This window comes from Microbulbifer sp. MKSA007, assembly GCA_032615215.1.
Classification (GTDB): Bacteria; Pseudomonadota; Gammaproteobacteria; order Pseudomonadales; family Cellvibrionaceae; genus Microbulbifer.
Window position 1 is genome coordinate 1689148 of the sequence record CP128433.1, and the last position, 18946, is coordinate 1708093.

General features: G+C 42.0%; 26 protein-coding genes. 24 read left to right on the forward strand and 2 right to left on the reverse strand.

Going from position 1 to position 18946, the window contains the following annotated elements:
• Positions 1 to 30 precede the first annotated feature (30 nt).
• The 22 genes from QT397_10185 (at position 31) to QT397_10290 (ending at position 13758) form a co-directional block, all read left to right on the forward strand.
• Positions 31 to 357, forward strand: coding sequence for a hypothetical protein (locus QT397_10185; protein ID WNZ57686.1), 327 nt, complete (start codon positions 31 to 33; stop codon positions 355 to 357).
• 110 nt (positions 358 to 467) lie between these two features.
• Positions 468 to 758 (forward strand): hypothetical protein, encoded by a 291-nt coding sequence (locus QT397_10190; protein WNZ57687.1) that lies wholly within the window; start codon positions 468 to 470, stop codon positions 756 to 758.
• Positions 755 to 1249, forward strand: a complete 495-nt coding sequence (locus QT397_10195; GenBank protein ID WNZ57688.1) for an NUDIX domain-containing protein — start codon at positions 755 to 757, stop codon at positions 1247 to 1249. The genes QT397_10190 and QT397_10195 overlap by 4 nt, the downstream gene beginning before the upstream one ends.
• Before the next feature lie 98 nt (positions 1250 to 1347).
• Positions 1348 to 1737, forward strand: a complete 390-nt coding sequence (locus QT397_10200; protein ID WNZ57689.1) for a hypothetical protein — start codon at positions 1348 to 1350, stop codon at positions 1735 to 1737.
• An 82-nt stretch (positions 1738 to 1819) separates the two neighbouring features.
• Positions 1820 to 2260: a hypothetical protein gene (locus QT397_10205; protein WNZ57690.1), complete on the forward strand. Its 441-nt coding sequence runs from the start codon at positions 1820 to 1822 to the stop codon at positions 2258 to 2260.
• A gap of 145 nt (positions 2261 to 2405) precedes the next feature.
• Positions 2406 to 3962 carry a transposase gene (locus QT397_10210; GenBank protein WNZ57691.1) on the forward strand — a complete coding sequence of 519 codons (1557 nt, stop codon included), beginning with the start codon at positions 2406 to 2408 and terminating at the stop codon, positions 3960 to 3962.
• Positions 3963 to 4117: 155 nt separating this feature from the next.
• Positions 4118 to 4576 (forward strand): hypothetical protein, encoded by a 459-nt coding sequence (locus QT397_10215; GenBank protein ID WNZ57692.1) that lies wholly within the window; start codon positions 4118 to 4120, stop codon positions 4574 to 4576.
• A 135-nt stretch (positions 4577 to 4711) separates the two neighbouring features.
• Positions 4712 to 4945, forward strand: coding sequence for a hypothetical protein (locus QT397_10220; protein ID WNZ57693.1), 234 nt, complete (start codon positions 4712 to 4714; stop codon positions 4943 to 4945).
• Between the two features lie 553 nt (positions 4946 to 5498).
• Positions 5499 to 5846 carry a hypothetical protein gene (locus QT397_10225; protein WNZ57694.1) on the forward strand — a complete coding sequence of 116 codons (348 nt, stop codon included), beginning with the start codon at positions 5499 to 5501 and terminating at the stop codon, positions 5844 to 5846.
• 373 nt (positions 5847 to 6219) lie between these two features.
• Entirely contained in the window at positions 6220 to 7776 is a 1557-nt protein-coding gene (locus QT397_10230; protein ID WNZ57695.1) for an IS1182 family transposase, read from the forward strand.
• 159 nt (positions 7777 to 7935) lie between these two features.
• Positions 7936 to 8358 carry a hypothetical protein gene (locus tag QT397_10235; GenBank protein WNZ57696.1) on the forward strand — a complete coding sequence of 141 codons (423 nt, stop codon included), beginning with the start codon at positions 7936 to 7938 and terminating at the stop codon, positions 8356 to 8358.
• Positions 8359 to 8452: 94 nt separating this feature from the next.
• Positions 8453 to 8587: a hypothetical protein gene (locus QT397_10240; protein WNZ57697.1), complete on the forward strand. Its 135-nt coding sequence runs from the start codon at positions 8453 to 8455 to the stop codon at positions 8585 to 8587.
• A gap of 35 nt (positions 8588 to 8622) precedes the next feature.
• Positions 8623 to 8973, forward strand: coding sequence for a hypothetical protein (locus QT397_10245; GenBank protein WNZ57698.1), 351 nt, complete (start codon positions 8623 to 8625; stop codon positions 8971 to 8973).
• 61 nt (positions 8974 to 9034) lie between these two features.
• Complete coding sequence (locus QT397_10250) at positions 9035 to 9379, forward strand: lipocalin family protein (GenBank protein WNZ57699.1); 345 nt, start codon at positions 9035 to 9037, stop codon at positions 9377 to 9379.
• Between the two features lie 151 nt (positions 9380 to 9530).
• Complete coding sequence (locus QT397_10255) at positions 9531 to 9869, forward strand: energy transducer TonB (protein ID WNZ57700.1); 339 nt, start codon at positions 9531 to 9533, stop codon at positions 9867 to 9869.
• Positions 9870 to 10121: 252 nt separating this feature from the next.
• Positions 10122 to 10286 carry a hypothetical protein gene (locus QT397_10260; protein WNZ57701.1) on the forward strand — a complete coding sequence of 55 codons (165 nt, stop codon included), beginning with the start codon at positions 10122 to 10124 and terminating at the stop codon, positions 10284 to 10286.
• Between the two features lie 20 nt (positions 10287 to 10306).
• Positions 10307 to 10822 (forward strand): ClbS/DfsB family four-helix bundle protein, encoded by a 516-nt coding sequence (locus tag QT397_10265; protein ID WNZ58533.1) that lies wholly within the window; start codon positions 10307 to 10309, stop codon positions 10820 to 10822.
• A gap of 71 nt (positions 10823 to 10893) precedes the next feature.
• A complete protein-coding gene (locus QT397_10270; GenBank protein WNZ57702.1) occupies positions 10894 to 11178 on the forward strand; it encodes a hypothetical protein in 285 nt (94 codons plus the stop codon).
• A 197-nt stretch (positions 11179 to 11375) separates the two neighbouring features.
• Positions 11376 to 11741, forward strand: a complete 366-nt coding sequence (locus tag QT397_10275; protein WNZ57703.1) for a hypothetical protein — start codon at positions 11376 to 11378, stop codon at positions 11739 to 11741.
• A gap of 604 nt (positions 11742 to 12345) precedes the next feature.
• Positions 12346 to 12840: a hypothetical protein gene (locus QT397_10280; protein ID WNZ57704.1), complete on the forward strand. Its 495-nt coding sequence runs from the start codon at positions 12346 to 12348 to the stop codon at positions 12838 to 12840.
• Between the two features lie 114 nt (positions 12841 to 12954).
• Positions 12955 to 13269, forward strand: a complete 315-nt coding sequence (locus tag QT397_10285; protein WNZ57705.1) for a hypothetical protein — start codon at positions 12955 to 12957, stop codon at positions 13267 to 13269.
• Between the two features lie 141 nt (positions 13270 to 13410).
• The gene (locus tag QT397_10290) at positions 13411 to 13758 is read left to right on the forward strand and encodes a hypothetical protein (GenBank protein WNZ57706.1); all 348 of its coding nucleotides are present in this window, start codon (positions 13411 to 13413) and stop codon (positions 13756 to 13758) included.
• 388 nt (positions 13759 to 14146) lie between these two features.
• On the opposite strand, the gene QT397_10295 is transcribed toward QT397_10290, so the two are convergent.
• Both QT397_10295 and QT397_10300 read right to left on the reverse strand, forming a co-directional pair.
• On the reverse strand, positions 14147 to 15082 hold the full coding sequence (locus tag QT397_10295; GenBank protein ID WNZ57707.1) for a TauD/TfdA family dioxygenase: 936 nt from the start codon (positions 15080 to 15082) through the stop codon (positions 14147 to 14149).
• Positions 15075 to 15845: a class I SAM-dependent methyltransferase gene (locus tag QT397_10300; GenBank protein WNZ57708.1), complete on the reverse strand. Its 771-nt coding sequence runs from the start codon at positions 15843 to 15845 to the stop codon at positions 15075 to 15077. The genes QT397_10295 and QT397_10300 overlap by 8 nt, the downstream gene beginning before the upstream one ends.
• Before the next feature lie 672 nt (positions 15846 to 16517).
• Here QT397_10300 and pcaB point away from each other — a divergent pair.
• Complete coding sequence (gene pcaB, locus QT397_10305; protein ID WNZ57709.1) at positions 16518 to 17867, forward strand: 3-carboxy-cis,cis-muconate cycloisomerase; 1350 nt, start codon at positions 16518 to 16520, stop codon at positions 17865 to 17867.
• A 319-nt stretch (positions 17868 to 18186) separates the two neighbouring features.
• Positions 18187 to 18930, forward strand: a complete 744-nt coding sequence (locus QT397_10310) for a carbon-nitrogen hydrolase family protein (GenBank protein ID WNZ57710.1) — start codon at positions 18187 to 18189, stop codon at positions 18928 to 18930.
• Positions 18931 to 18946 lie beyond the last annotated feature (16 nt).

The following is an 18946-nucleotide window of genomic DNA, read 5'->3' on the forward strand; positions in this document are numbered from 1 at the left end:
TCGGCCGATTATGCGGGCGTTAGCAAAACCATGATTAGAGTATCCTTCGGCGTTTATGAAGCAAGAATATCAGAAGAAGAAAATCGGCTTTCGATTGTGAATATCTCTGGTGAAGGCTCGTACATTTCTTATTGTAATTTGAATGGTATAGAAGTATTAGAGAACACGGATAGCTTGATCAAATTTCGTAAAGGTTGGTTTACTTACGAGTTTTCTTTTACAGAATTTACACCTGGATTAGATAAGATTAAGTATGTATCTAAGTTGTTCCATAAATTACCGTTGCTTGGGTTTAGAGGTGAAATTGGGTATAAAGATAAAGGGTTGTTGCGTAATGCCATTAGTAAGTATTGCTAACAAGGCGCTCAAATACGTTCCGGCCCGTTGGGCCTCCACCGGACACAAAAGGCCGTGGCTCGTTTCACTCTGCCACAACCTTTTGTGCCGTTTAGCTTGGCGTTATACACATGAAAGAACTTACTGACTATTTGGTTTCAAATCTTGGGTTTTCTAGAACTAGATTTGATAAATTGAAGGGGAGTACCTACCAAAAGGACGGCTACACTCTTTCGGTTACTTCTGGTTGGGCGGGACGCTGGGAGGAATTTTTGTGCTTCAAACTTGAAAAAGATGGAGATGAAGTGTTCTCGATTAATTATCAAGTTGATACTGAAGGCTATAAAAGCAAGCCAAAGATTTACTCTGCTAAAGAGATTAACCATGACCTTAAAAGAAAGCTAGAAGAGGTTGAAGTTTGAGCAGTTTCAAATATTGTCCAGTCTGTAGCCACAAACTTGAAGAACGATTAGTAGAGTCAGGTTATAAACTATGCTGCAGTACTAATGCTTGCGAGTTTATCTTCTGGGAAAACCCTACTCCTGTTGCAATCGTTCTGGTGGAACATGATGGAAAATACATTGTGACTCATAACGTTGAGTGGCCAGATTGGAAGTATTCTTTAGTCTCTGGCTTTATTGATACTAACGAAGATCCACAAAAAGCCGCAATGCGTGAAATTCGCGAAGAACTAAATTTAGAAACTACCTATATTGAACTTATCACGACCTCAATATATGAAAACCTTAACCAAGTAATGATCGGGTACTATGCTAGAGCAGAGGGTGAAATCATCCTCAACGAAGAGAATGATTCATACAAGTTGCTATCTCGCAAAGAGTTAGAGTCTTGGAGCTTTGGGAAGGGTTCAATACCACTGATCAAAAAATGGCTAGCGAAAGAAAATGCATAACAAGGGCCAGCACAATCGCCAAATGCAAAAACCAGCATTTGGCTGGACTCGCTACACTTCGTTTCGCTCGCCTGTGTGACCGGCGTTATACGTAGGCAATGAACGAAGAAACACTAAAATTTATTGAAGAGCGGCGCCTTGTTTCGTATATGAACAAAACAAAGTGGCGAGAACTCGCTAATGCCATTACAAGTAACAGTGATTTCGAGCCTCAAGTAAGGCTTAAATATCTACGAGACTTAGAGGCAATGCCTGGGTTTTCGCTGCTTGATTGGGAATGGGTTCGCTATGGTCAATCTAACTGTATCGAGTGGATGGATATTGACCCATTCAAAAGAGAGCGAAGGGGCAATCTTTTAAGTGATAGAATTACTGACTTCAGTGGCTTTATAGCAACTGTTCTGAAAAAGTACAATATCCCATACTCCTTAGAAAATGGGTGTTACAGGGTATGGGGATATGCAAACCAGCAACCAGTTTTCGTATAACAAACGCAAGCACGCGGACCCGTTTTCCGCTGCGCTCCAAACGGCCCGGTGTTGCGGGCGTTAGGCTCGCAAGAATCGAACTATGCATGAGAAAATAAAAGAACTACTAAACAGATTCTCTGAATGGGAAGGCAGTTTAACTGAAACTCAAGATGAGGTTTGGCCCTATCAGTTAATATCTCCTACGGGAGATACAAAACTGAAGTTCTCCTACTATGATCGGCTGGTAGTCAAGTTTGAGAGAGTGTCTATCGAGTTCTGGACAGCTTCAGAGGCTTTTGAAACTTTAGAGAATATAATCAACGAAAAGCTAGTGACCATTGAATATCTTATCGATAGAGATCTAGCGAAATCTCTTAAGCAAGATATTCCGGATAAAATACCAAACTACATGGGTGGTTCGCTATGTGGAATCAGTGAGATACCTGAGACAAACAGCGAATGGCACTTTGCTAATACTATTAAAGTGACTTCTTGGCTGGGAACATATAGTTTAATAAAGAAATCAGTTTATGTTGAATAACAAAAGCCTAACAAGCAAAGGCAGCATCGCCCTGCGGGCTGGACGCGCTAACGCGCGCCGCTGCTTTGGGCGTTCAGGCTGTAGAAAAACTCTTAAAAGGTAGCTTTTTTGTTAAAATGGAGGTCTTGATGTCGAGATTATCCATATGCCCAATTTCAAACGTTACGATTACAACCAAGATGCAATGGTAATCATCAATTTCGAAGAGCAACTACAACCTGAAACCTTTGAGTTTACACTTCATCATCTGATTGATGACCATATCGACCTCTCTGTCTTCCATAAAAAATATCAAAATGATAGCGGCGGGCGAACCGCTTATGATCCAGCTATCCTCCTGAAAATCATATTGTTTGCTTACTCAAAAGGCATTACCTCAAGCCGTGAAATTCAATGGCAATGTGAGAACAATATCCTCTTCAAAGCACTGTCATGCGATACCGTTCCACATTTTACTAGTATTGCGAGTTTCGTAAGCAGTTATCCTGATGCGATTGAGTCGGTGTTTGAGCAAGTGTTACTGGTCTGCGATCAGCAGGGGCTGCTTGGCAACGAACTTTTCGCAATAGATGGATGCAAGATGCCATCCAATGCCAGCAAAGAACATTCGGGAACTTTTAAAGAACTAGAACAGAAGCAGGAAAAAATTCTCAAGAAGATCAAATATTGTCTCAAAGAGCACAAGAGGCTTGATGGCAGGAAGCCTAATGAAAAAGAGCGAAAACAAGCGGTAGCTAAAGCGGCGGATACTCTTCAGAAACACTTTGATAAAATTGATCAGTTCTTAAAGAATCACTCCCCCAGGATGGGACAAGGTAAAAACCCTAAAGAAGTAAAAAGTAATATCACAGACAATGAGTCAGCCAAGATGACTACCAGCAAGGGAACCATCCAGGGCTATAACGGCGTTGCCGCAGTTGATAGGAAGCATCAGATAGTTGTTGAAGCACAGGCCTTTGGTGAGGGGCAAGAACATCATACATTGAAGCCTATTCTCGATGGCATCAGTTGCCATTATCAGCATATAGGAATAGATGAAGACATCTTGGCCAAACAGGTCATCATTACTGCTGATACTGGGTTCTCCAACGACGCTAACTACAGCTACCTGCGAGAGAGCGGCATCAATGCCTATATACCTGACAATAAATTCCGTTCACGTGATAAAGCTTTTACAAAGCAAAAAACCAAGTATGGCAAGCGCAATCAAAAAGGTAGGGCTAATGTCCAGAAGACTATCCCAGCTAGTGAATTTACATTCAACAAGAAAAAGAAAACCTGTATCTGTCCTGCAGGAAAAGCGATGCTCTTGTTAAAAGAAGAGCATGTCAGTGAAGGTAAGAAAAAACTACTGTTCGAAGGGCGCCTCACTGACTGCAGGGAATGCAGCCTTAAAAATCAGTGTATGCGAAACCCGGAATCTGCCAGCTCTCGAAAAGGACATGGAAGGCAAGTATCCCTAACTTGGACAAACGGACGGACAGCCACTGACTGGATGAAAAAGCGGGTTGATAGTATCGAAGGCAAGACCATTTATGGACATCGAATGTCTGTTGTCGAGCCAGTGTTCGGGAACATTGGTACCAACAAGCGATTGAATCGCTTCTCGCTACGAGGAAAAAGTAAGGTTCAGGGACAATGGCAGATGTTCTGCTTGGTACATAATATAGAAAAGTTGATGAGATATGGCAGTATCCATTGATTGAGTATAAATTAGGGGCATCAAGGCGCCTAAATTTAATACAATGAAAGAAATTTAGTGGTATCGCTAAATTTAGACCGAAATTTTTGTTTGGAGGAACCTGAGGAATGACAGCTTTTTCTAAAACTGTTTTTCTACAGCCTCGTTAGGTGAATATGAGATCAATACTTTTAACTATTTTTTTAGCTCTTACTTCACAAGCGACTGCTTGTGGTGAGTGTGATCTTGTAGATACTTTGAGCCGGATCTCTGAATTCAAAAATATTTCACGAGAGAAACTTTCGCTAGCCATTGACCAGGGAAAGTGGAATAAGTGGAAAAGCGCTTATGCGCTTTGCTACAAAGAAGAGTCTTCACAATGTTACTTAATTATCTTCGGGGCAGGTGACCTGCATGTAACCGACATGAGTAAAATCGAACATGCAAATCTCGGTAAATTAGGTGCACCAGGAACTAAGTATGAAAACGTAAAAACAACAGTAACTAAATGGTTTTATTCGGACGACAGGTTCTTTCAGTTAGAGCTAAAAACCGTTGCTTATAGAGATGGACAGAGACTTACAGTAACAGAACCTGTATTTGTAAAGAAGAATGGCGAACTTATTTATCGGTAAGTCACCTAACCTAGCCAGGCAGTACGCTCCGGCGCTGCGCGCCTCCGCAGGACGGCCTACGCTATGCGCTGCGCGCACACACACAGCGTAGGCCGCCTCTACTGGCAACGTTAGGTGTACTCGATGGAGTTTGGAATGGAAGCATTATTCGTCGGCGCAGGCACAATCATTCAGGCAATAGGTCCCTGGATGGCTATAGCCCTAGCTATAGGTGCGCCAGTCGCAGTGGGTAGCATTGTATCGAAGCTAACCTTTGGTTCGTATGCTCTCCATCGCAACAAGTACATTTTAGTTTCAACGCTTACTATTGCTGCTTTACTGTTTTTGGTGGTGTCAATATCCGTCGTCGTTTTGGGGCAGTGGGGTTAGCATCATACAAAAAATCGGGGATGGTTTCATGGTGCTATACTGCGAGTCCGTACACCATACAAGTTTAGGTATGCTCGCCCGGCAAAAAGCCGCCGGGCAGGACGTCCACTATTCCGCTTCGCTCCATAGCGGCCGCCCATGCTAAAGGCGTTATATTTAAATCATATGAGAAAAAATTGTAATCTTTGTAGTGTTGTCAATTTCTTATGCTTTTGGGGTGATATGCCTCAAGCAAACTGGAAACGTCCAACACTCTTTATACTCAGCTTTATTGCCCTAGTGGGCGGAGGCTATGGAGTATATTGGGTAGCCCAAAGCGAAGGACCTTTAGATATGGTTACAAAGTCACTTTGTATTTTTCTTGGCTTTCTATTTTTCCTTGGGTTGGTGACTTCAATCTGGGGTTGTAATCGGTGTGTGGCTCGTGTCTTTGGTAGTGCATAAATATAATAAGCGGTTCAATTCGTTCCAGCTGCGAAAAACGCAGCTTTCACTGGGACAGGCTACGCGTTGCTCCGCTTGCCCATTAACCGGGCGTTAGGGCAATTGGTGGATGAACGTATTTAAGAGGTTAGAAGAGCTCAGTAATGATGGTAGCTTCTACCTGAAGGCCCTTGATTTGAGTTTTCAACCATTTGAAGTAGAAAGTGATCTTTCTATCTTTAGTGCTCTAGCTACTGAGCTTGAAACCGAACATGCAGGTTATGAAACTCTGCTACTTGATGTGAATTGGCGTTCGCACTTAATTGCATGTATGTGCCTCATTGTCTCGGAGAATAAGTCGCATCTGGAAGAGCTAAAGAACCGCTTCAAAAATGGTAGTATGGTTAGCCCACAAATTGCTGTTGTAATGGCTCGCCTTCATTTCAGGGAAATGATGGACTTTTTCCCAGCTATATAAATGGCGGGCATGGGCCGGAGTCTTCTACCCAGATAGGGGCGGCACTAGTACTCTTGCAATCGATGTTCGTGCGTGAATTCACGTTTCCAAAATCACAGCTGAACATTGAGCGTTTCTGCTTAGGGCTGTCGGTTGCACAGCATCATTCTGGGTTTTGGCTTAAGCACAGAGGCAGTGCCCGGGGTTAGCCCTAACAAAGCGCTGCAAGGCGACGTCTTACTTTGTGCATTTTATGCGCAGTTGCTTTGCTCCTATTTTCGCGCATAAAGCGCCCAAAGTAAGCCGCCTCTGAGCGCGGCGTTCAGGCTGTAGAAAAACTCTTAAAAGGTAGCTTTTTTGTTAAAATGGAGGTCTTGATGTCGAGATTATCCATATGCCCAATTTCAAACGTTACGATTACAACCAAGATGCAATGGTAATCATCAATTTCGAAGAGCAACTACAACCTGAAACCTTTGAGTTTACACTTCATCATCTGATTGATGACCATATCGACCTCTCTGTCTTCCATAAAAAATATCAAAATGATAGCGGCGGGCGAACCGCTTATGATCCAGCTATCCTCCTGAAAATCATATTGTTTGCTTACTCAAAAGGCATTACCTCAAGCCGTGAAATTCAATGGCAATGTGAGAACAATATCCTCTTCAAAGCACTGTCATGCGATACCGTTCCACATTTTACTAGTATTGCGAGTTTCGTAAGCAGTTATCCTGATGCGATTGAGTCGGTGTTTGAGCAAGTGTTACTGGTCTGCGATCAGCAGGGGCTGCTTGGCAACGAACTTTTCGCAATAGATGGATGCAAGATGCCATCCAATGCCAGCAAAGAACATTCGGGAACTTTTAAAGAACTAGAACAGAAGCAGGAAAAAATTCTCAAGAAGATCAAATATTGTCTCAAAGAGCACAAGAGGCTTGATGGCAGGAAGCCTAATGAAAAAGAGCGAAAACAAGCGGTAGCTAAAGCGGCGGATACTCTTCAGAAACACTTTGATAAAATTGATCAGTTCTTAAAGAATCACTCCCCCAGGATGGGACAAGGTAAAAACCCTAAAGAAGTAAAAAGTAATATCACAGACAATGAGTCAGCCAAGATGACTACCAGCAAGGGAACCATCCAGGGCTATAACGGCGTTGCCGCAGTTGATAGGAAGCATCAGATAGTTGTTGAAGCACAGGCCTTTGGTGAGGGGCAAGAACATCATACATTGAAGCCTATTCTCGATGGCATCAGTTGCCATTATCAGCATATAGGAATAGATGAAGACATCTTGGCCAAACAGGTCATCATTACTGCTGATACTGGGTTCTCCAACGACGCTAACTACAGCTACCTGCGAGAGAGCGGCATCAATGCCTACATACCTGACAATAAATTCCGTTCACGTGATAAAGCTTTTGCTAAGCAAAAAGCCAAGTATGGCAAGCGTAAACAAAAAGGTAGGGCTAATGTCCAGCAGACTTTCCCTGCTAGTGAATTTACATTCAATAAGAAAAAGAAAACCTGTATCTGTCCGGCAGGAAAATCTATGCTTTTATTAAAGGAAGAGCATGTTAGTGAAGGTAAGAAAAAGCTATTGTTCGAAGGGCGCCTCACTGACTGCAGGGAATGCAGCCTTAAAAATCAGTGTATGCGAAACCCGGAATCTGCCAGCTCTCGAAAAGGACATGGAAGGCAAGTATCCCTAACTTGGACAAACGGACGGACAGCCACTGACTGGATGAAAAAGCGGGTTGATAGTATCGAAGGCAAGACCATTTATGGACATCGAATGTCTGTTGTCGAGCCAGTGTTCGGGAACATTGGTACCAACAAGCGATTGAATCGCTTCTCGCTACGAGGAAAAAGTAAGGTTCAGGGACAATGGCAGATGTTCTGCTTGGTACATAATATAGAAAAGTTGATGAGATATGGCAGTATCCATTGATTGAGTATAAATTAGGGGCATCAAGGCGCCTAAATTTAATACAATGAAAGAAATTTAGTGGTATCGCTAAATTTAGACCGAAATTTTTGTTTGGAGGAACCTGAGGAATGACAGCTTTTTCTAAAACTGTTTTTCTACAGCCTCGTTAGCCTCTAAGCCATGAATAAATTCTTAGTAGTCTTAGCTCTATTGATATGCCCGCCAAGTGGGCTGGCAAGCTGCTGGATTGAGTATACGAAGAAAACATTATCTGAAAGAATAGAAGAGTCGAATTTTACCTTTCGTGGAGAGGTTCAATATCGAAAGGCTACCGTATCGCAAGAAAAAGGGCATGAAGAAAGAATAGAGTCTATTGAAGTTCTATTTGATAAGGTCGAAGATCTTAATGGAAATAGAATTGAAAAAATCTATCTAAAACTTGATACAGCCTGTACGTGCAAATACGACTTTCAAGTCGGGGTAAGATATGTGGTTATCGGAGATAAGTCAGGCGCTCGGATTTCGGTTCAGAATTGTAATAATATCCTTACGGAGCAAATCTATGAGTTGCATCAGAAATTCGAGCTTGGTGGCAAAGGCTAACAAGTAGGTGATGTTCGTTCCAGCCTCTGCATGGCTTCCATATACCACTTATGACTATGCCCATTCATATAATAAGAACATGAAGATCAAGCCAGTGAAGATCGAGTTCCCTGAGCCTTACTACAAAATAGAGGGAAGTTCTGCTGTAGTAGTTTACGGCAACTATATCGATGAGCTGTTTCTTTTGAAGCAAAATGGTATTTTAAAAGCTCGTGGGGACTTTCAGTAAAAAAGCTAACAAGCAATGGCAGCATTGTCTAGACTATGAGAGATAAACGAGCCATATTTGCGACAGTTGAACTCTGGTACTGCGAGCACAAAGGCATTCTGTTCGCAATCTTGGTTACGCTGGGAATTGGAGTGCTCTTCCAGTATGTCGGTTTTCCTAAAAGCACTGAGCTTGTTTCAGGTGTCGCGCATGCTCAGGTTTATGGTGGCAGCCAAACTGGAAATGATCCTAAACTCTTGGTCAAATTAGCTAACGGCAACTTAGCTCATGTGGGGGTAAGCTCTCCTGGCCAAGTAAAAATAGGCTCAGAGCTGTGCCTATATAAAAAGACAAGTCATGCAGGAACAGTACATTTTTCAATTAAGGCAGTAGGTAAATGCACATAATAAAGTTAGACATGTGACGTTTGCTGCGCGACCGCACATATTAAAGGTGTTAAGGTTCTCCATGAATAAGCTCGTCACTCTATTATTACTAAGTAGCAATACTTGCTTAGCTCAGGATCTAGTAGGCACCTGGGAGGATAGGAGTGGGGGCATATTTGGTGGTGAGTCAGGCTGGGACGAGTGTGAGTTTAGATATGACAACACTTTTAAGTGTACAAACTATCCAAAACTAGGCTGTTTGGTTTTACCTTTTGAAGGAGCTTGGGAGTTAATAGGTAACACTCTCATTCTTCGCTTGGATGGTTCTTATATAGTAAAGGCTCATATTGCCGAGATTGATAAGGATTTCTTTAGAGGGCTGGTAGAAAATGGCAATAAATTTACGTTTAGCAGGCAAAAGCCTTAACAAGGCAATGTAGCTGACATTTTATTTTGTGCGTTTTTTATACCGTTGCTGCGCTCCAATATGTATGTTAAATGTTCGCGAAGCAAGCCGCCGCTGATCTTAACGTTGTGAGAATAAGAATAAGAATAAGAATAAGAATAAGAATAAGAATATGAAGAGCATTCCAATAATATTTACTCTCACTATTTCTCTCATGTCCGGAATTGCGTCGGCAACAATAATTTATGTAAAGCCAAATTATCCTTTAGAGGCACTTAAAAATTGCATAGAGGGGTGGGTCGAGTTCGAAGTGACGGTAATGCCTAGTGGTTTTTTTGAAAATGTTAAAATCATAGATTCTTATCCTGAAGGCGTATTTGATGAGGCGGCTAGAAAAGCTCTTATGAAATACAAGTTAGTGCCTGGGGAATTAATAGGTGTGACTGTCCCAGTTCATGGCGTGAAGCTCAAAATAAGCTACAATCTGGACGGCAAGTGTATACAGAAATAACAATCACAGGCAGCGAGTCTACGGCCCTATGGGTCTCCGCAAGGTGTTAAGTGGTACAAGGAGAGCAAATGAAATCACTCATAATTAATTTTTTCGGCCTAGTCGGATCTTGGTATATGATCGATCTTACTTCCGAAAATTTGCTTAACTCAGTTTTTGCCCCGTTAGTATTCACTGGCTTCCTAATTTCCAGTGTGCTGTGGTTTATTGTAAAGTTTGGAATAACTCAGGGCTCTAGCTCTGGCGCTTACCTTGGCAGTGGATATTCAGGAAATTTTGGTGGTGGAGATGGAGGCGATGGTGATGGTGGGTGTTAAATCACTGAACAAGCACATATTATTTGCCGCTATCGCGGTCGAATGGCTTACGCCACGCTTCACCCGCTGCAAGTGCGAATGTTATGTAAATACTCTGTAATCGAGTAACCATTGATAGCTATGTCTTCAATTTCGAAAAATAAAGAAGAATTAATCTCCTCAATTGAAAATTCTTATGAAAATTTATTTGCTGATTATATGGGGGTTCCCAAGGAGCTTTCGAGAGAGATTGGTGTCGAAGGTAATATAAAAAATACAGAAATAAGCGTTTCTGATACTATTTCATACCTGATCGGTTGGGGAAGTCTTGTCCTAAAATGGCATGAGCTTAGGGCAAATAATCTCGAAGTAGATTTTCCAGAAAAAGGTTACAGCTGGAATGAGCTTGGGAAGCTAGCGCAGCACTTTCATGCATCCTATAAGGATTGGTCTTATAAACAGTTGCTGACAGAATTCCAGTTTACAATACAAAAAATACTAAAGCTTGTAGACTCATTGAGCAATGATGAACTTTATGGGCACAGTTGGTATAAAAGTTACACTCTTGGGAGGATGATCCAGTTTAATACCTCATCTCCAATGAAAAATATCCGCACAAAGGTGCGCAGGTTTAAGAGGCAGAATAATATCAAGTAAATTCATACAACCTGTAAACCCAGATGACGCCTAAGAAGTACCTAATTTAAGTGTTTTGTTCGAGGTGAAGAATGAACAGTGAAACAAAAAACGTACTGCTTAGTACATATACAGCTATAGGGCTTCCTATATCAGGTATTTTGCTTTTTTTTGCATATATTCTTATAGACAAGACAGTGCCTGGCGTTCAAGATTATATAATTGCTACGATATGTGTATTTGTTAGCTTAAGTAGTATTTATCTATATAAGAAATTGAGCGCTAGAGAATCTGACCCACCGTTAACTATTCGTACTGCGATTAATGGTGTTTTGTATATTGTAGCAGTAATAGTAATTACAAGTATCATATGGTAATCCTCCTACACAACAAGGGGTTCCAGTCGACACCCAAAGCTACGCACTTTTGAGTGTAAGGTTACTGCGCTCCCCTTAATACACAAGTGGCGCTTCGCTCCTGGCGCGCCTGAATCCGACATTATGAGCTAAACGAGCTATGTTTAAGCATGTTATAAAATTTTTATTTTTAGCGCTTTGTGGTGAAGCTATGGCCTATGGCCTATGGCCTACCTAAAAATACTGAAGTAACACGAGCAAATGCAGACTTGCTGTCTATTAAGTTGGAAAAAATAGATTCTGGAAGTGTTGATACTTTTCTATATCAGCTTGAGTTTGCTAACAAACTCGAAAGTTGCTTAGCGGGACGGGTTCAAACCTTCCTATTGATTGATAAAAAGGAAATTTCAAGCTCTTCTATGGATTATAAAGTCGGCAGTGAGCAACCCAGTGTTTTACTTCATATGCCCGCATCGGGTTATGATATGGCGATAACTATCCAGTATTGCTGCTCAGAGGGAGTATCCCCCAGCTGTAAACAATCACTCTCAATCAGTTCGCTCATTGGGATTACGTCGCAATGAGAGGTTCTCATAGCAAGTGACAATGGTTGTTCGTCAATTTTTTAAGCCATACTTTCATCCCAGTAGGTGTTATTTTTCACGATCGTATTTAGGGGGGTAGTCTGCTTTCTCCGTGTACAGACAAACTCTAATTCGAGTCTTTCTGTAGACTCTGCTAATATTCTTTGAGATTGAGTGGCATCCTTAATGACTTAATGACTTAATGATATTTTTATTGGTGACACTAAAGAATTGGCCTGTAGCTCTCACATGAATATCGAGTTATTTATTGCCGGTATCAATTCCGATATTGATCAGTTGAGGTTCCATGCGATAAGCTATCTCTACCTTGCTATTCGGGCTTGAGATCCACATAACTATCTGAGTTGTGCCTAGTGGATATCTGTCACGTCCGTACTCTTTAATGGTCTATATAAACTAATTGGTTCAGCAATCAACTGTGACTAACAAGGTCTTCGGTGGCCACCGAAGATGGCTCCCAATTTACCCGTTAGCGAAAAGTACTTTCAATATCAGAATCGGGTAAGAACAACCACACAAGGCGCTGTCACCGGCTCCAGCGCGAATGTGTCTCTGTGGGTGAACTTAGCGTTATGAGGAAACTATGGTAACTCCAATAATTATTCTTTTACTGTTGTCTAGTCCCTTAGGTATCTCTTTTATTTATTCAAAGTTTAGCGGCAAGCCTCTGAATGTTAAAAAGTACGCCTATTGGGGATTGGGAATAACCTTCATATTCTTCTGCGTTGGGCACTTTGTTAAAACGGAGGGCATGGTGGAAATGTTACCGTCTTGGGTTCCTTTTCGCCTAGCGATAATCTATCTCACCGGATTGATTGAGCTATTGATAGGTATTGCTCTTTTTGTGCCAAGATATCAGCTCCATGCTGCATGGCTTGCTATTGTAGTTTTCGTTATTTTCTTTCCTGCAAATATTTATGCGGCATTAAACGGTATTGGTCTTGGTGGGCATCAATGGGGGCCTGTTTATTTGTTATTACGTGCGCCACTGCAAATCATACTAATTGCGTGGGCATATTTTCTGTGTGCGAAAGGTCATAACAATTTAAGGCTGTCGACCACTAATTCAGTCGGCTGATTGAAGTGTTGTGTGTAAGGTCTGCCCAAGCTTTAGTAAATCAAATCAAATCAAATCAAACAGACGCGCTAAAGCACACATGTGTTTGAATTGTTATATTTTTAAAAAGGTCGGATGAAATATAGAGCATTATTTGCGGTAGGTTTTTTTGTTGGGTGTGTAGTTCCGGTTTCTTGGTGGGTTGTGATTTTTACTCAACTGAGTGGTTTGATAAAATCAATCATATTGGTTGTCGCTGCTTTGATAATGATAACTTCGATGTTTATTTCAAGTAAGGAAATAGACGAACCGTTTCGGTTTGGTAAAATTTACAAAAGCAGATGGAAGCCCAAGCTTAAACGTTTTCAACATTTTGGTGTTTTATTACTAGGAATCAATACTCCTATATTCATGTGGGTTGTTTTTTCAATTATTTGGAGTAAAGCATAACAAATTGCTGAATCCTATGTTCTGCTCGCTTTGTGCTGTAGACCAAAGCAGCGTTATCCCGGTGATGGCCTGAGTAAAGCGTTGCGCTTATGAGTAGGTCTATGCTACAACTCAGATATGTGTAATCGAGAGGAATAAAAGATGATGAGTTCTTTGGGGGTAGCAGAGTATTATTTCAAACTCTCAAACGAAAGTAACTTTGATGAAATCACAAAACTATTTTGTGAAAGCTCCACATTCAGGTCAGGAAAAGGAGATCTATTCTTAGGTGTGAGTGACATCATGTCTATGCAGAGACTTCATCATGGTATGTTTTCAAAGCTTGAGTGGGAAGTATGCAGTGTTACAGAAACCAAACCCGGGATAGTTCATTTCAACTTTAACTTTACAGGTGAAACACATGCTGGAGAGAAAGTAGAGTATTCCGGTTTGGAAGATGTGGTTGTATATGGTGGTAAAATTCAGCACGTTCAAATACAGCGTCTGTGATGCCTTATAATCCCATGTCATGCAACCTATCTTTTTGCTGCATGCATGGGTCAAAACAGGCAAGTGAAACCATGTAAGTTAAAGCATGAAGCTTTGAAAAGCTGGCCTCGTTTTGCCCACCAAAAGCCTCCAGCTTCATAAGTCCGGTGTTTGAGGTGTTAATAAAAAGACTAGCCTGCCTTTAGTAGGTATCCGGTATCGTTAGGTTTAATTGGAAGTTAATTGAAATTTTTGCGGGGAAATCTTTCAGCCGTTAAAGCTGGAGAAGTGTTTAAAGTACTTCTCCAGTTTTTCTTAGGCTGCCAATCAGCATTTCACAAATTATTAGCTCACAAAGTGATGGTGTTCTGCTAAAGAGTATATGGTTTATGGGTTGATTAGATGGAGCCTAATCAATCCATACCCTGGTATAAACCCGCTTCTGATCCGGGGTATCAATAAATCCATCCCGATCATGTAGGACTTTGGTGTTGTCAACGAAGACCATATCTCCAGAGTTCATGTAGAAGCTTAATGTATTCTCCGCACTGTTTAATTCCTTATCTAGTATATCCAGAGCCTTAAGTACTTCTTTTGATAAAGGCTGGTTCACGCGCTGATGGCCTTTCTCAATCCAGTACCGCATATAACGAATACTGAGCTTTTCGTTTGAATATTCGAAAATAGGAAAACAGTTTTCAAGTATGCTTTTTATGTTTTTGTCACTGCCTGGAGTAACTAAATCTCTAATATAGTTGTTGTACAGGATCTCTAGTTTTTGTGGAGCAGTTTTTCGCAAGTTTTCATGAACTTGAGCCGCAGAGACGATTTTCGATTTTCCACCCTCAACTGCCGGAGTAAGGCAGCATAATCCAAGTATCTTTGGTTGTACGGTACGTTGTGAGCTATCAGTATGGACGCCAGTGGGTGCATTTGTCTGAGACACAGGAATAGCTTCGCTAGTGTAGTCTTTTCCTGTGTCGAGAATCCCATAAAGCCGGCCATAAGTATCTATAGTATTGCCCATTGCCAGGCTAAGCTTTAGAAATAGTAGGTTAAGCGTTGACTTGCTTAATGATTCCTCGCCGTGTATCCATGTCACACCACTACCATGCTCTATTTCATGCTGTATCTGGTTGGCAAGTTGGTCGAATTCAGGTGTGGCAACTGATTCTTGGGTCAGATTTTCAATCGGGTTGTTTTGTTGTTTGGCCCAGCTCTCCAAAGCCTCGACCTCAGATTTCCAGTTTGAAGGCCACAGAAATTTCCAGTTGGAAGTTGCGGTCATATCATTAGCAGTCCAGGCTTGAGCTTGAACTACTTCACTTGGGGCTAAGTTAGTCATTTACTTGCACCTTTAATAATACGTGTAGTGGATAGCCGGCTAGTGGTGAGAAAAAATCTGGATCTAGGTCAAGGTGCTCTTGAGTCACTGAAAGTTCTTGAACAGTTGGTAGGGATCTAAAACCAGCCTGTGCCAGAGCTTCAAAATAGTGTAAAAAATTTTTATGCACGCATCGCACTGAAACTGGTTTTCCATCTCTGCGCCATATTTTTCCTTCAAATGTTTGATCTATACCATCTAAATAAGTCATGTTGCCGTGTTGAAAGTAGAACGGAGGAACTTCTTCCCTCATGAATGGCAGGCAAGGGTGGGGCACTGTAAAAATAAAGGTACCCCCTTTATTTAGTAGATTCTTGACCTTGCTTATCACTTTTGTCATTTCTTCTATGGTTAGATAGTTGAAAAGAAATACAGCGATAGCATGGTCAAATTTATCTCTAGGGAATTCTGTAAATGTAACCGCATTTCCAACTGCATATTCTGCTTTCGTCAAGTTTCCAGCAGAAGCCGTTTTCTTTGCCTGGGAAATCATCTCTGAAGAAGAGTCAACTCCAAAGATTGAACCTGCTCCCTTATCAAGTAGCATCCTGGATACATAGCCTTCACCGCAGCCCATATCCAATATGTTTTTCCCGGAGATATCTCCGATTGCTTCCAAAACTTTGGGGCGAGCGGTGTAATCACTGAGTAGGATTTTCTCAGAGCGGTTCCAGCTGTGAGCTTGTTTGTTATAGATGGTTTCAGTTGATAGTGGTAAGTTCATCCCGAACTGCTCCTTCAATTTTAGGGATAAAGTATGCTATGCAGTGGTGTGTGTATTGGTGTTTACTACATGGCTGGTGAAATTTTAGGTATTTGCGGCTTTAATTATTTAAGTTTAATTGCTGTTTTGATAAGGCTAGCATTTTAAATATATAAAATTAGTCGTTACCAGGAAGTCCATTTGGTAGTTTTTTGTATTCTGCAGCTTATTTTGGGTGGGCATGCTGGCAGTTTTTTATTGTTTGGTTTTGTTGCTTAGTTGAGTATGCAAAGCTGGAGGAGGAGCGTCAAGGTCTTTTCTTTGAGATGGAATACTCATAATTCACATTTTATTTATATTTTTCATGCCGGCTCAGGTTAGCAGTACTTTTGTTTTTAGAGTTGACATATGTCAAATAAAACTTATTTTTTGGGGTTGAATTTAATGGATTAAATTCGCTTTAGGGTGCTGTTTAGATAGGGGGTAATGTAATCAGGAGTATGTTTTAGCTTGTTGTATTCAATTCTCTTAGGTTGGATTGCTGTGCTTGATTAGCGGCGCCTCTAGTTCCCCATATTCTTGGCGCCTCGATTCTTAGGTTAATTTTTTAGAATATCTCTTCCTTAGCTAATCTGATGTTGTTGTGGTTTTGATCCTGTTGGCGTCTAGGCATCTTGTTAAGCGTGATTTGATATGAGAGCAACCGCGATTGATTCTGTCGTTTTTTGCGATATTTTTAGTACTTCAGCCATGCGTGAGGTTTTCTCGGATGAACAGCGTGTTCAGCGCTATCTCGATGTTGAAGCGGCGCTGGCCAAAGTGCAGGCCCGGTTAAAAATAATCCCTGCAGAGGCTGCAGAGGACATTACTCAACACTGTGACGCCAAGCAGATAGATTTTGTAAAGCTCAAGGAGCAAACGGAGCTGATTGGTTATCCGGTGCTGGGTGTTGTAGAGCAGCTAGTGTCACTGTGTAGTAGAGATTTAGGTCAGTGGTGTCATTGGGGGGCTACTACTCAAGATATTACGGATACGGCAACCGTCTTACAGATTAGGGCGGCGCTTGAAATTGTTGAGACGGAGGTCAATGGGATAGCAGATGCTTTAGCGAGCCTGGCCAAGCGTTTCAGGGATACGCCTATGGTTGGGCGCAGTAATCTTCAACAGGCGGTACCTATAACGTTCGGCTACAAGGCGGCTGTTTGGTTGGCTGGTATTCATCGCCATCAAGCGCGCTTAAAAGAGATAAAGTCTCGGGCGTTTGTAGGGGAATTTGGTGGTGCGGCGGGTAATCTTTCTTCCCTGGGGCATCAGGGGCTAGAAGTTCAAAGAGGAATTATGCAGGAACTCGATCTCGGAGTCCCTTGTATTGCCTGGCATACGATGAGAGATCGCGTTACCGAAGTGGCTTGTCTATTGGGGCTGATTACTGGCACCTTGGGAAAAATAGCCCTCGATATAAAACTAATGGCACAGACAGAAGTCGGGGAGGTGGCGGAGCCTCTTATATCTGGCCGGGGAGCGTCTAGTACAATGCCCCAAAAACACAACCCTCTATCAGCAGTTCTTATCAGCGGTACTGTCCCAGTGGTTAGACAGCAGGTTGCCTCTTTGCTGGAAGCGATGGTTGAAGACCATGAGCGGGCTACGGGCCCGTGGGAAATAGAGTGGATTGTTCTGCCGGAAATATTCTGTCTTACCGCATCGGTATTATCCCAGGCACGTTTTGCGCTAGAAGGACTTCAGGTATTTCCAGAAAAAATGATGCGAAATTTGGAAATGACTGGAGGTTTAGTGCTCTCTGAGGCTGTAATGATGGGACTGGGACCGAAACTGGGGCGTGAGAATGCCCACGATTTGGTTTACCAGATTTGCTGCCAGGCAATGGAGACGGGGCGTCATTTTTCTGACTTGTTAAAGGAAGATAAACAGGTGTCGGGGGCTCTCTCTGATGCGGAGTTAGATCAACTTCTTGACCCTCATAACTATCTTGGATCATGCGGGGAGATGGTTGATGCAACACTTGCTGGAAAAGAGCGCTGACTCAGTAACCTGCTGTTTCCCAATTGTCACTGCTAGCTGCTGTGGATTGATTCTTGTGTCCGCTGCTCTTAATGCAAACTCTCTAAGATTAGAGTCTAAATCTTTATCTTGGCTGGTTTTTATTTTTTCAGTTTACTATTTTATTTTTAAATAGATACCTGAAGAAAATGTAGGATATTTATTTAATGATAAGGATTCTAGAGGCGGGCGTAACTTAAAAATTAATATAATCAAGAATCGGTGCTTACTACTTGTGGTGTAACATATACAGTAATTTAGTCGATTCATGTTGTATTTAAGTGGTGATCTGAAGGGGGGGATGATGGGCAGGTTTAAACTGGCATTGGCACAGTTGCCGTCAGTGAAAGGAAATATAGAACGCAATATTGAGTCACATATCCATGCTGTAAAAGTCGCAGTAAGGAAAAAGGCCTCTATTGTGGTGTTTCCTGAACTTTCTTTAACTGGTTATGAGCCGGATCTGGCTGAACAATTAGCGCTTAAGATCGACGATCCACAGTTAAGCCCTCTAGCTGACTTGGCAGCTGACAGTGGTGTTTGGCTAGTTGTGGGTGCGCCTATTCGTCAGAAGAATGGTATTGCGATCGGTTCGCTCGTATTTTCTCCTCAGGGTGAGATTTCTGTTTATTTGAAAATACATTTGCACCCAGGAGAAGAAAAATGGTTCGTTCCCGGATCTGAATATCTATCACTGAACATCGAAGGTGAGACCGTAGCTCTGGCTATTTGTGCAGATGTGTGTAACCCAGGTCATGTTGCCACCTATGAAAAGCAGGGGGCTTCAGTTTATGTGGCAGGGGTATTGATTACTCCGATGGGATACCCGGAGGATAGTCAACAGTTGGCAAATTATGCTTTAGAGCACAATTTATTGGTGGCTATTGCGAACTTTAATCAGCCGACGGGTGGTTATTCCACAGCCGGCTGTAGTGCAGCTTGGGGCCCCGAAGGTGAGATTGTCAGTGCGAGTGATACAGCCAGCCAACTAGTTTGCGTTGAGCGTGATGATGAAGGGTGGTGTTCGGAGATTGTGTCTCTTTAATTGTGCAACTCTATAA